The organism is Flavobacterium limi, from assembly GCF_010645075.1.
Lineage (GTDB): Bacteria > Bacteroidota > Bacteroidia > Flavobacteriales > Flavobacteriaceae > Flavobacterium > Flavobacterium limi.
In genome coordinates this window covers 1-14,266 of sequence record NZ_JAADZV010000015.1, presented here as the reverse complement: position 1 = coordinate 14,266, position 14,266 = coordinate 1, and the positions used below count along the sequence as shown (strand labels likewise).

Below are 14,266 nucleotides of genomic sequence, written 5' to 3'. Positions count from 1 at the left end.
TTCAAAAATTAGAATTTATCCTGATAGATAATTTCGCTTTCCGGAGCTCCAAGGTAAGAGGGCTTTAAGCCGCCGCAATCGATAATGATTTTTTCCAATACAATTCCAGGATCTAATGCACGGATACGCATTGTGTGTTTCCCTGAATTTAAAATACTGTGCCTGGTAACGGATTTAATAATATGTTCAGCCTGCCATTTTCCTAACTCGCCTTTGTAATGTCCATTAAAATTTATAGTTTGAGGCGCATTCCCATCAAAAGAAATTTCATATTTCAGGCCTTTGTTGCTATTAAAATTTAGTGTTGGAGCCAACCAGAGCTGAACACTCATTTCGCCTTTAGATTCAAAATTGATATCGTATTCCAGAAAAATATTTTCATCTTTTTTTGGATAGGCATTTTGAGGAAAAGTAGTTATGCCTGATTTTGTTTTCCCAAAGCCAGGAATGACTTCCCAGTGAATATTTTTAGAATTATTCAAAGCTGAATAATTTTCAGCTTCTATAGAGACATAGCCGTTTTTTTCCTGAAAAACAGGTTTTTTAGAAATTTTTTCTTCAGCCACATAGGTAACTTCAGGAAGGATATTTTTTGGGGTATCATGCCAGGCTTTATATCCAATTCTCATCTGATCCATGATGTGAGTCCATTTTCCACCGGAAATTTCATTATTGTATTTATTTTGAAGAATGGAATCTCTCGCAAAATTGCTTTTCACCTGATCTGCAAAAGTGTTCGCTAAAATGTTTTTTTCTGAAGCCAGTTTTCTGTTCTTTGCCTGAGCAAAATACATTTCGTAAAGATTGCTGCAGGCATCAATAGGATATAAAACAAGCTGAAAATAGGCATCTTTGTATTGCTGCGGAATATCATTATAAATTCGATACGCGTCAAGTGACAGATTCTTATAATCAGTAACCACGTTTTGGAATTCATTATAATTTTCAAGACTGTATGTTCTGCTGTCCAGCATTTCAGGAGTAACTCTTCTGTTGAATTTTGGATACGTATTTAATAGTCTGGCAATTTCCTTTGCATGTTTTTTTCCGAACTGATCTGCTGCCCAGTTTTCGGTAAATTCAAAAAGATTCTGAGAATTGAACTTTTTAGGACTCCAGGCCATTTCTAAAAAGAAACTAATTGGAAATTCCATTGGTTTAAGATCTCCTACATTGACAATCCAGATTTTATCTACCCCGTGTTCGTAGGTAAGATTCATTTGTTCCCAGACTCTTTGTATCGGATTTATATTAATCCATTTCGAGTTTCTTGGTCCTCCTACATAATCAAAGTGGTAATACATTCCGTAACCGCCTTTGTGCATAGGTTTTGTCAGGTCCGGAAGCTTGCGCACATTTCCCCAGTTATCATCACAAAATAACAGAATAACATCGTCGGGTACCCGCATTCCCTGATCATAATAATCCTGTACTTCCTTGTACAATGCCCATACCTGAGGTGTTTGTTCAGCTTTTTTCTGAGTAACGGCTGCAATAATTTTACGCTGTTCTTTTACAATATTCTCCAGCAGGCTTATGTTGGTTCCTTCGCTCATTGCCTCGTCCCCGTCTCCGCGCATTCCAACTGTCACCAGTTTTTCCCAATTCTTACTGCGTTCTATGCCTCCTTTCCAGAATTCGTCTAAAACAGTTTTATTTTTAGCATAATCCCAAACATTTGGAAGATTGTTTTTTTTAATATACCGATGCCAGTCGGTTTGAGCTAAAGCCATTGGTTCATGGTGTGAGGTACCAATAATAATTCCCATTTCATTAGCGAGAGGCCCACTGGCTGCATCATCGTCATAAAAAGCATTTCCCCACATCGCCGGCCAGATATAATTGGCTTTCAGACGAAGCAGCAATTCAAAAACTTTTTCATAAAACTTACTGTTAAAACCTCCAAATGTTGCTTTAGACCAGCCACTTAATGCAGGTGCTTCATCATTTATAAAAATCCCTCTGTATTTTACGGCTGGTTCTTCATCGCTGTATGTTCCTTTTATGAAATAGATGTTTTCTTTTTTTTCAACAGGTACATCAGCCCAGTAATACCAAGGAGAAACACCAATTTGTCTGGACAATTCATAGATACCATAAATTGTTCCCCGTTTGTCACTGCCTGCAATTACAAGAGCTTCCTCCACTCCGCTGAATGTATTTTTAACACTTTGAATAATAAATTTTTCATTTTTTGCTTTAAGGAGTTTTTCGTCTATTTTTTTCTGTTTTACTAAGTCGTCAATAATAGAATTGGTTCCTATTGCTCCAATTATGATCAGTGGTGAAGACGAATTTGGATTCTGATTAAAAACGGCTGGCTTTTGACCGGTTACCTTTTCAAAATCTGACTGCAGATTGCTTACTGCACGCCCAATACCGGGATCTGTTCCGATATTGACAAAAAAAGAAAGAGATGTTGATTTCTCTTTCAGAACAAGAATATCACCACTTTTTTTATCTGTTATAAAAGGCTGGGCTGCTTTTGACGTTCCCGATATACAAATGGTGAGCAGTGTTATGATAAATATTGAAAATCTATTCATTGTATTTTATTAAAAATCAATTATAAAAAATTACTCCTTCTATTTGAACAACAGAGGTGCAAACATAAATAAATCGTGTCTCCATACCGGCCAGGTATGACCTCCCGGGTATTCACTGTATTTATATTTAATACCTATCTGGTCAAATTTGCTCATCATTATTTTGCAGTTTTCAAAAGCTATATCTTCTTTGCCTCCCATCGAAATCCAAAATTCTTTAATATTAAAATTAATAACAGCGGTATTGTTTTTCATAAATTCATACTGAGGTTCGGACAGTGTTTTATTATTGGCCCACCAGCCTGAACTGAATACACCTATATAAGAAAACATATCTGAATTTTTAACACCGGTATAAAGAGTCTGCAATCCGCCCATTGATAATCCGGCTAAAGCTCTGTTTTTAGCATCGGCTGCAACCTTAAAATTACTTTCTACAAATGGTATGGCTCCCGATTTCAATTCATTTTCAAAAGCTTTCAGGGCATTTTCATTGAAACCTTCACTTCCTCCCATGTTACCGTCAATCATGGCTATTACCATTGGCTTTGCCTTATTATCGGCTATCAGATTGTCTAAAATTAAATTAGCCTTACCCTGAGTTGCCCATCCTCTCTGATCTTCACCTCCACCGTGCAACAGATATAAAACCGGATATTTTTCGGTACTATTCTCATAACCAGGCGGTGTATACACGTATATTTCACGCCATGAATTAGCAGTTTTTGAAAAGTATTTTTTAATTCTGATATCACCATGAGGAATATCTTTTAAGGCATAAAATTCACCCTCTTTATTCGGGATTTCAATTCCGCTGGCCATACGCCCCATACCATAAAAACTTTCACTTGACGGATCAGCAACAGCAACACCATCAATAAGCAATGAATAATAATTAAATCCCTTATTAATGACATCAGTAGTTACATTCCATGTTCCTTCTCCATCTTTTATCAGGTCATATTTTTTTCCTAAATCAATTTGTACTTTTGCTGCTTCCGGTGCCTTGACTTTAAAAACTACCCTGTTATCCGGCAGTATTTGAGGATATTTAGCATTGCGGATATTCGTTTCTGCCTGTGTTCCCAAGATAGTATATTTTGAAAAACTTGAAGTATCTACAGGCCTAAACAAAAACTGAGAGAACATATACAAACCGTTTTTCCATACCTTAAAATCGTGAACTCCCGGTTCTATGTAGTAGACATGCGGAACATCATTTTTATATAAATAATTGTGAGTGCGTTTGCTGTTATCGATAAGCCAGTCGTTATCGCCACAGGAAATCCAGAGCAATTTTAATTTCTTTTTTGCTTCTTCAGGATTAGGAAGGAGTTCTTTCGGGATTTTAGTATTAGGAGCCGCAGAAAATGCACCAACCCAGGCAAATTTATCTAAATTGCCTAATCCAAAATTCAGGGACTGTCCACCTCCCATAGACAAACCTGCAATAGCACGGTGTTCTCTATCTTTCAGAACCGGATATTTTTTTTCTATAAAAGGAATCAGATCATTCAATAAGTCTTTTTCGAAAGTAGAAAATGCCTGTACTTTATCGGGAGCCATTATATTCCCAGTGGCACTGTCATCTTTCATTGCCCTGCCATTTGGCATGACTACAATCATAGGTTCTATTGTTCCTTCTGCGTAAAGGTTATCCAGAATAATCTGCGGATTACCTCCGTTGAGCCATTCTTTTTCATCGCCTCCTATTCCATGCAAAAGATACAACACAGGATATTTTTTCTTTTTATTAAATCCCGGAGGTGTGTACACAGTAGCTTTTCGAATGGAGCCCACCGTTTTAGATTCATAAGTAATAGTTTCTATTTTTCCGGATGGTATGCCTGCATTTAACTGGTCAAAACCTACAGGAGCCTGCACTCTCAAAGGCACTTCGTTATCTGAGAATTTATACCCCAATAAAGAAAGCATTTTCTGTGCATAGCGTTTTCCTAATTCTCTGTAACCTGAGGCATTAAAATGTAGAAAATCAGGCTCCGCTGTACATCCTTTTGATGAAATTACATACGAATTTGCTAACGTTTTTGGCAGTGTCGCAATAATTTTATTCATACTGCCACATTTACCGTTCTGGTCTTCATTTACTGTCTCACCAGAAAGAAGTGGTACTCTTTTCGGATCCAGATTCAGATCTTTCATTAAATTATCATAGACAATTTTTACCTTTTCAGGCCAAAGTGTATCACCGGTATTAGATTCTCCCTGATGTATTAAAATGCCTTTAATAACTCCTTTTTTCTGTGCTATTTTTGCCATTTCAACCAGTCTTCCATAGGGATTTCCGTCGTATTCTTTAAGCATGCCCTTCATCCAGTCAGGTGCTGTTGCAACATATTCTGCTGACTTATCTTTATCAAAAAGTTCAATTTTACAGCCTCCAACTGCTACATTGATAACGCCCACTTTTATTTTTTTTGGAAGATTGGCTATCAGATTTCTCCCAAAATAATCAACAGGTGTTAATCCGGTATTACAACGGCATAAGGGTGGAACTGCAGTATACCAATTCCCCATTTTACGTCCTGTCTCCGGACAGTTAACCGCTGCCAGAACCTGAAACCGGTCATCAATCCCCATTTTGTCCTGGGCTTCTATTTTAGCATATCCTTCCATGTTAGACTGGCCAAAACTTAGATAAACATGAAAATCAGGATCCTGGGAATATCCTTTTTGTGCTATTGAAAAAAGGAGAGCAAATGCAAAAAAATTAGTTATTAATTTCATACAGCTATTTTTATTATCAAAAATCATTAAGTCTTATTTAAATAAATCCAGATCTACAGCTTCTCCCATTCTGAGGTAACCTGATTCATTTGGATGCAAAAAGTCGCCGTCATGCATGTCTGATAAAATAGCTTTTGGGTCAGTTTGTGAAGCCATCGCTTTATCATAATCAATTACAGCATCAAAAGCGTTACTATTTCGAATCCATGCATTTACGATATCTCTTGCTTCCTGTCTGTAGGGTGCGTCATAAAATGATTTCTGAAAAGGTAAAATAGTACAGCCATATACTTTGATTCCTTTAGCATGTGCTTTATCAATTATGACTTTGTAAGCTTCAATCAGTTCCTGAGCTTTAAGAGTTGTGTTTTCAGGATTTTTAATTCCTCCAATATCATTTACACCTTCAAGGATTATCAACCATTTTGTACCTTTTTGAGATAGTACATCCCTGTCAAAGCGATTCAATGCTGTTGGTCCCAATCCGCCTTTGGTCACACAATTTCCACCTATTCCTAAATTCAATACGCCAATATGATCGGTTTTTTTGTTGGCCAGCAATCGGGCAGATAAGATGTCTGTCCATCTGTTTTGTTTGTTGGTTCCGGATCCGCGCCCATCGGTGATAGAATTTCCAAGACAAACTATATTCGCCGATTTTTTCGTTGCGACGACATCTACTCCCATAATGGAATACCAGTGATCTGTTTTTATTGCGCCTGAAAAAGCTGCATTGGCAATGTTATCACCCTGCAAAATATAAGAAGTTGTCCGCGAACCCGGATGCCCTGATGTTTTTTGGGAAGCAGATCCATAATGAATGGTAATGGCTAAAAGCTGGCCCGGTTTTAAATCAAAATCAAAGGCGTCTGAAAATACTTCCTGTTCGGGATTCATTGTTATTTCAGGATTTCCGTTGAAACGCAGTATTTTTTGTGTGGCGGGATCAATTCCCGGGGCAGCAGCAACATTGGCAACACTTACCGATTTCAAAACGGTTGGGTGATCACTGAATATATTAGAAAAACGCAGTCGCAGCTGCTTTCCTCCTATTGAAACCCTGATAATTTGCCGAATCGTATTTTCTCCCAGACCCGGTTCAGGCGGCATATTATTGGGCTCTACCAGCATTTGTGCCGTTGCCCAGGTACCTACCCAGTTCTCATTACCTGATCTGCCTTTTTCTTTTATGGATGATTGACCGGACTTACATCCCAAAATCAAAAAAAAGAAAGGTATCAACAATAACCATTTAAAATATGCTCTTTTCATGTATAGATATTTATTGTTATCTGCCTGTTTGATATTTAAAGATTAAGAAGTATGTAGTTTCTTTTCTTTTTAAATTTTACATACTTCTTAATTTGTATAATTAAAACATTTATTCAACCTTAGCATCGTTTGCAGCTGTAGCATATAACCCTACCAATGCTCCTGTAAAACCTCCGGCGACATTTGTTGAAAGTATATCTCCGGAAACACTTCCTCCTAAGTTTTCAAAATCGGCACCGTTTACAGCATAACTAAATTCATAACTGTCTCCATTAGCTTTTACCTGAAGACGAACTGGCTTTTTAATTTCAATTTTGGTGCTCGCAATAATTTTCGACTGCCCCTTTTCTGTTCTTTCCAACAAGATATAGGTATCCTTTCCTTTTTTTGTTATTCCAAAAACATAATTAAAACGCTCATTTTGTAAACATACAATTCCTGCAAGATCCTTTTCAGATGCCGGTTTATAATCTATTGTCGCAGCAAAAGAAAAAGTATTGTGCATTTGTCTGTAAAAAAGCGTCGAAGTTGGTTTCATTTCTTTTATGTTTACTTCAAAAGGAGTAATCTGTAATCCTTTTTTAGTTACAGAAATAAAATTTTCACGAGGACCTCTGAGTCCTATCCATCTGTAATCTAATTTTTCGGAAGTAAAATTTTCAGTAAACGTAAAATTCCCATTTGGGAAAAATCCATCCTTTCCTGTTTTGTTTTCAGTAACCCCTTGAGGCATTTTTATTTTAGGTTCCAGAGGTACTAATCCGTTTTCAAAAACCGGAAAAACGCCTGACCAGTCCACAGGCAGCATAAAAGTTTCGCGTCCTGTATTAACCCTGTCCTTGTCATTAGGACGAACCCCTAAAAACACACCATAATATTTATTATCAGGTCCAAGAACCAAATCTGCATGACCGGCCCAGTCTACTTTATTGGCTCTGTCTTTTGGGAAATATCTTTGAGTAAGAATCGGGTTGTTTGATGCTGGTTTAAAAGGCCCTTTTGGATTATCACTGACAAAAATAACTTCACTATGGTTTCCGCCAGTCCCTCCTTCAGCGCACATTAAATAGTAACGACCGTCTTTTTTATATAAATGTGGTGCTTCAATCCATATTGGTTTTTTAGAAAGATCGACACCTCCATCCACTATTATTTTATCAGTACCCTGAATTACTTTATCGTTCTCAAGATCGTATTCCCAAACTTTAATTACACGATGTCCCTGGTATAATTCTTTTCCTTTATCAGGAGCATCATTATGAACTACATAACCTTTTCCGTTATCATCAAAGAATATAGAAGGATCAATTCCTTCAAAAGCTAATTTTACAGGACTTCCCCAGCCTTTCATAGGATCTTTTGTTTTAACTATAATATTGCCCAAACCTCCTGAAAAAGCCGTAACAATCATATAGAAAGTATCATTATGTGGATTATATGTTATCCCAGGAGCATAAACTCCGGCACTGATACCTGTGTCGTGAGGGTTAAATTCTGAAACCTTGTTTAGTACTCCCCCTAAGTCAGTCCAGTTGACTAAATCTTTTGAATGGAAAATCGGGACACCCGGAAACATGGCAAATGAAGAACAAACCATATAGTAGTCATCTCCTTTTCTGGTAATGGCAGGATCCGGATAACACCCTTGCAAAACTGGAGAATAAAATTCATTCGGTTTCAATGGATTATTTTTATAAATGTTATCATCTCCCTGATAAATAACATTGGAAAAAACCGGCCCTCTTTCTGTCTTCAGTTTTGGAAGAGTATCTTTAACCGTTGCTTCATTAAAAGAAAAAAGAAATAATAATGATATCGATAATAAGAAAAATATTGGTTTCTGCTTCATTTGTAATGGTTTATTATTAACATTTCTTGTAGTGTCCTACATTTAAAAGTATTCAATTTTATGTCAGCTACATCAGTGTTGTCATCATCTTTAATAGATAATGCAAGAAACCTGCCCTTAGGTATTGAATTGGGAATTTAAAAGCCGAGGGAATATCCCCCGGCTTCAATCCTAAGCAAACTTAAAATAACCAACTTAAAAGCAATTCTGTAAAATTAACACTTATAATTACGGCTAAATTTGCTTATGTATAAATTAATTGTATCCCGGATTCTGATACTCTGCTTTTTCGGCAGCGCTCATTTCCATTAAATCTATCTGACCCTGAGGAATTGGGCGTAAATAATGATAGGGCTGAATAGTTCTGGTAACAACCTGTGGTGTATGCTGACCGTAATTCGATCCACTGATTGAGTAAGTACCCGCAAGTTCATTCCATTTTTGAGTTCTTACTAAGTCATACCAGCGGTATCCCTCTCCGTAATATTCTCTGGAACGTTCAGCCAAAATATAGTTAATAGTAATTACAGCTGGTGTTGCACTGGTTAATACAGCACTATTGTCTGCACTTTTAGCTACATTGCCATTATTATCCCAACGCCATTTTCCTGCGCGGGCACGTATTACATTTATAAGGCTTCTGGCTGTCATAGAACCAGTCGCTCCTTTTACTGCAGCTTCTGCGGCAACAAAATAAAGTTCTGAAAATTTAGCTACAGGATAAGGTCTTGTACTACCCGCATTCGGCTGTCCTAATCCTCCTGCATTATCAGTACGGTATGGTCCTAATTTCCATAAGCCTGGGTAAACTATTCTGCTTATTCCGGATGGTGAAATAACATAATCAGACCTGCCTGGTAAAACTCCTGCACCAACACCGCTGTCACCAGCTCCTGAAGGATATGTAATTGGTGTAACCGGTTCATCATTTAAGAAAGTTAAAATGGCTCCATTTGGTGCTACAGGCAGTCCATTGGCATTGTTAAGCGTAGCTACATTTGTTAATCCGGTTCCAAGCAAATTCCAATTTCCGCGATAAACAGAAGTGAATGTTCCATCATATCTGGAGTCGTTAGTCTTATCAGCAAAAGTATTGGTAAAAACTTCAATAGGCGGTACCATTCTTACCCATGGACGTCCTAAAAATTGGTCAGCAGCTCTTTGGACAGATGAAACTGAAGCAGTTCCATTTTTACTTCTTATAGCAGTATAATTGAATGTACCCATCCATCCTGCAAAATTATCAGGTGATCCACCGCTTCCGTAAGTTAGACTGGCACCATTGTAATATTCACTTTCTTCAGTATGATCAGCATAAAGCATCATTTCTTTATTGCGATCATTTGAGCCTAAGTTAACATCATAATAATAATCCAACAATCCATATGAACCCGGATTATTAATTCCTTCTAAAGCGATGTCATAAGCTTTCTGAAAATACCATTGTGCGTTGTGTCCATCTGGATCTGTTCTTGGCGTATCAGGATAAGTTGGAATATTATTTGGATTTTCTAACCACCATGCATATGTCAGGTAAGCTTTTGCCAAAAATAGACGAGCTAATGTTTTAGTGGCTGTACCTGTTAATCTTGGTGCATCAGGTAAATCATTTACAGCCATTACCAAATCCGGAAAAATAGCTTTGGTGTAAACTTCTGATACGGTATTACGTTTAGAAGATCTTGACGGTTTAGTGTTAAATTTCAGTTCACCTGCTCCTAAATCTAAAGGCACACCACCAAAATTCTGCACCAATAAAAAGTAATCAAAAGCTCTAAAAAATCTTGACTCAGCAATAAGGCTGTTTGCAACACCTACAGATGCACCATTTTCAATAATCCCACTGGCAGTATTGATATCATTGTATGAATTGTTCCAAACTACATCCGCTCTGCTTGAATTTGGATTAATTGCTCCAACACCCGATAAATCATGATCTTTGAAGTTTCCGTCGGCCTGTTGTCCATACGTATTTTCATCTGTGCCTGTCTGAACAGAATTATAATAATAAGCCTGCCCGTATATCCATCGTAAATGAGCATAATGTGAAGTTAATCCCTGCTTTACTCCCGCCTCTGTTTTAAAATATCCCGGTTCATAAAAGTCGTGTGGTTTTTCTTCTAAAATATCAGAGCAGCCTGCAAAGGAGAACAATACTACTGATCCTATAATTAATTTTTTAAAAATATATCGTTTCATGGTTGTTCCTGATTAAAATGTTAAGTTAAGTCCGAATAAATAATTTCTGGTTGAAGGTGTGTTTGTTCCAATAACCAAGAACCTTCTATTGTATGAAGCTACAGCCTGATTCTCATCACCTAATGAATTTGTTTCCGGATCCATTCCGGATTTTCTATGGTAAGGAGAGAAAAGTACAAAAGGATTTTGTGCTGTTACATAAAGCCTAAGTTTTTCTATACCCAAATCTCTCATAAATTGCTGATCTAATGTATATCCAAGAGTCAAGGCTCTGATTTTTACATAGGATGCATCAAAGTACCCCATTGTTGACATATATTTTGGGTTATCTCCACTTCTGATTCCTCTTGGATTAGGAAATTCTGCATCTCTGTTATCCGGTGTCCAGTAATCTACGTCAACATTACTTCTACGACCGTTAAGAAGATTAAGATAACTTGCACCTCCATAAAGTGTACTAATTAAAACACCACCGCTTCTAAATGCTCCAACAGCAGAAAAATCGAAACCTTTATAGGTTAAATTTGTATTGAAACCTCCCTGAAAATCCGGATCAGTATCTATAATTTGTCTGTCACTTGCATTAATTGCACGTGTTGGCGAGCCATCTGCATTAAAATCGCCTGTATATTTCACTTTAATAGATCCTACTACAGTTCCTTGTTGGTCAATGCCTGTTGGTCCAGGCTCATATATTGACATGTAAGGATCACCTTCCTGCCAGATACCTACTTTTTGATAATCATAAATAGAATTAATATTATGACCTACAAACCATGAATTTCCTTCATCTCTTGTAGCTCCTGAAGCAAGTTTGACTAACTTGTTATCGTTGGCATATAAGTTAAAACCAACAGACCAGCTTAGCCCTTTTGGATTATCAATGATCACTCCGTTTAATGATATCTCATAACCTTTATTTTCTGTCTCTCCAATATTCGCAACATAAGTACTCACACCATTTGTTGCTGGCAATTGCAATTTTTGCAGAACATCACTTGTATTCGTTTTATAATATTCGATTGTTCCTGACAAACGATTATTGAAGAATCCAAAATCAAGTCCATAATTCCAGGTAGTAGAGAATTCCCAGCCTAATTGCGGATTAGGCAATTCTGTAACATACACACCTGTAGAATTGGTGCTTCCAAAATTGTACGGTCTGGTACCCAAAGCTCCTAAAGTTGCATATGGTGCGATGTCCTGATTGGACGTTTTACCATATCCGGCACGCAGTTTAATTAAATTAATCCATGAAAGATTTTTCATAAAAGATTCATTTGAGGCTGTCCATCCAACCGAGATTGCCGGATAAGTAAACCATTTATTGCCCGGTGCTAATCTTGACGAACCATCTGAACGAATTGTACCTGATATAAAATATTTATTATCATATGAGTACATTAATCTCGCCATATAGGAAGATAACCCCCATTGAGTATAATCCTGATCTTCAGGCCTAATAACCGCTTCTTCTTCACTCTGTCCTAAGTTATAAAACTGAAATGCATCAGAAGTAATACCGTTTCTTGTTATACGCGAACTGTTACTTGTACGCTGTTCATTTGAATACAAGCCAACAAAATTGATAGTATGTTTGTCAGCAAAAGTTCTATCATATGTCAATAAGTTCTCAATCAGCCACTGTGTAGTCAATGAGTTACTGATAGATGCATTTGATATAGTTGTAGGATTTACATCAAATACCCCAAATCCTTCATAGTATCCACTGTTAGAAGTACGAAAGTTTAATCCCGTGTTCATGCGATATTTTAAACCTTCCACTCCCGGAATTTTTACCTCGGCAAAAATATTATTATAAGAACTAAAAGCTCTCGTTTGATTTACATACGATTCTCCTAAGCCTTCAATAGTTTTTCTTGTATATACCCAGTTTTCATCAGCTGCCATTCTAACAGTTCTTTTAAGGGATCCGTCTGCATTATAAGGATTGGCCAATGGAGAAGTTGCCAGGGCAGTTCCTGTACCAATATTATCACCATTGGTAACAGTATAATTACTATTAGTAGTAAATCCCATACGGAAAATTTTTCCAATTTGCTGATCTAAACCTCCTCTAAGACTGAAACGCTCAAACTTTTGACCAGGCAGAACAGACTCTTCTTTATAATATCCTAAACCTGCATTGTATGCACCACGCTCAGTACCTCCTGAAACGCTCACATCATGGCTTAACATTTCACCAGAACCATATAATGAATCCTGCCAGTCAGTATTTATATCTCTTGTTTCATCCACTCCATCTGCAAATAAAGTAGAATAATCACGAAGTGCAGCAAATTTAGCTCCATCCATCATATCATATTTACCAAAAACCTGTTTGATACCGGTAAATCCATTATATGTAAATGTAGCCTTTTGATTTTTACGACCTTTGTTGGTGGTAATCAATATAACTCCATTTGCCCCTCTTGAACCATAAATAGCCGTTGCAGAGGCATCTTTTAAAACATCCACAGACTTAATATCAACGGGATTGATATCTCCTATTTGTCCACCAAACGGAACTCCGTCGAGTACTACTAAAGGATTATTATCTCCGGTAAGGGATCTGGTTCCACGGATACGAATCTGCATTGCTGCTCCTGGTTTTGTTGAAGTCTGTGTCAGCTCAACACCAGCAAGCCTACCCTGTAGTGCCTGTGTCACGTTTGCAGATTGTACTTCATTTAATTCTTTTCCTCCAAGAGAAGCTACAGACCCGGTAACTGCTTCTTTTCTTTGCGTTCCGTATCCAATAACAACCACTTCTTTTAAAACTCCTGATTCTTCTTCAAGCTTTACGTTGATCTGGCTTTGTCCATTTACCGCTACTTCTTTACTTTTTAAGCCGATAAAACTAAAAACAAGTACTCCATTTGATGGAACATCAATAGAATAAGTACCATCAAAACCGGTACTTACACCATTTTTAGTACCCTTTAAATTTACATTAGCTCCGGGAATAGGACCATTTGCATCCGATACCGTTCCTTTGACTTTCGTTTGCGCACCCGCGTTGAGTGACAAGCCAAACATTAAGATCAAAAAACAAAAGCATTTTAAATGCTTCGATTTAATTGTAACAAAATAGTTAGTCATAAAAATTGATTTAAATAATTAAAATTGATTTTGGTTTAGTCAATAAGTGTATTTGAAACAAATGTAGAAAAAAACAATTAACACACAATCGGTTGTTTAATTTTTTTTTTAAATAATTAATAATATTTAGCAAATAAAAAACGTTCTGTATAATATAAATCCAAAATAAATAAGATATATTCATTTATAGAATATAATCTCCTTTTAAAAATACTGATTTCGAAGATAATTTATTGATTAGCTAAACAAATGATAAATATTTAGTTTTATAGAAAAACATCAAAATTAAAAAGTAAAATATTGTTAAAATATAAAAGAAATAACACAAGACAATTGGTTGCATCATAATAAAATTGATAAAAAGCCTTTAAATTTAAAATTCAAGTCAATAGACTACAAATACAATCGGTTGCTCATATTTAAAAATAAAAACTCCTTTATAGAGATACAAAGGAGTTTTTATTTTTAAACTTTGTCTTGTCCTGAAATAGCGATACACAAAAAGTATCCTTATGGAAAAGATTCAAGAGTTGCGCTATATAAAGCGCAC

The 14,266-nt window shown here is 36.6% G+C and carries 6 protein-coding genes; all 6 read right to left on the bottom strand.

Annotated features, from left to right (window positions below; genetic code table 11):
• Nucleotides 1-8 precede the first annotated feature (8 nt).
• Complete coding sequence (locus GXM16_RS21535; protein WP_163396562.1) at nt 9-2,546, bottom strand: glycosyl hydrolase 115 family protein; 2,538 nt, start codon at nt 2,544-2,546, stop codon at nt 9-11.
• 39 nt (nt 2,547-2,585) lie between these two features.
• Nucleotides 2,586-5,294, bottom strand: coding sequence for an alpha/beta hydrolase-fold protein (locus GXM16_RS21530; RefSeq protein ID WP_163396561.1), 2,709 nt, complete (start codon nt 5,292-5,294; stop codon nt 2,586-2,588).
• A gap of 33 nt (nt 5,295-5,327) precedes the next feature.
• Nucleotides 5,328-6,566, bottom strand: a complete 1,239-nt coding sequence (locus GXM16_RS21525) for an SGNH/GDSL hydrolase family protein (protein WP_163396560.1) — start codon at nt 6,564-6,566, stop codon at nt 5,328-5,330.
• A gap of 109 nt (nt 6,567-6,675) precedes the next feature.
• Nucleotides 6,676-8,415: a glycoside hydrolase family 43 protein gene (locus tag GXM16_RS21520; RefSeq protein ID WP_163396559.1), complete on the bottom strand. Its 1,740-nt coding sequence runs from the start codon at nt 8,413-8,415 to the stop codon at nt 6,676-6,678.
• Between the two features lie 255 nt (nt 8,416-8,670).
• On the bottom strand, nt 8,671-10,614 hold the full coding sequence (locus GXM16_RS21515) for a RagB/SusD family nutrient uptake outer membrane protein (RefSeq protein ID WP_163396558.1): 1,944 nt from the start codon (nt 10,612-10,614) through the stop codon (nt 8,671-8,673).
• 12 nt (nt 10,615-10,626) lie between these two features.
• On the bottom strand, nt 10,627-13,716 hold the full coding sequence (locus GXM16_RS21510) for a SusC/RagA family TonB-linked outer membrane protein (RefSeq protein WP_163396557.1): 3,090 nt from the start codon (nt 13,714-13,716) through the stop codon (nt 10,627-10,629).
• Nucleotides 13,717-14,266: the final 550 nt, after the last annotated feature.

What these genes read in the sequence shown, in the direction of transcription:
- GXM16_RS21510 (WP_163396557.1), bottom strand. Translation starts at nt 13,716, where the DNA reads ATGACTAACTATTTTGTTACAATTAAATCGAAGCATTTAAAATGCTTT.
- GXM16_RS21525 (WP_163396560.1), bottom strand. Translation starts at nt 6,566, where the DNA reads ATGAAAAGAGCATATTTTAAATGGTTATTGTTGATACCTTTCTTTTTT.
- GXM16_RS21520 (WP_163396559.1), bottom strand. Translation starts at nt 8,415, where the DNA reads ATGAAGCAGAAACCAATATTTTTCTTATTATCGATATCATTATTATTT.
- GXM16_RS21535 (WP_163396562.1), bottom strand. Translation starts at nt 2,546, where the DNA reads ATGAATAGATTTTCAATATTTATCATAACACTGCTCACCATTTGTATA.
- GXM16_RS21515 (WP_163396558.1), bottom strand. Translation starts at nt 10,614, where the DNA reads ATGAAACGATATATTTTTAAAAAATTAATTATAGGATCAGTAGTATTG.
- GXM16_RS21530 (WP_163396561.1), bottom strand. Translation starts at nt 5,294, where the DNA reads ATGAAATTAATAACTAATTTTTTTGCATTTGCTCTCCTTTTTTCAATA.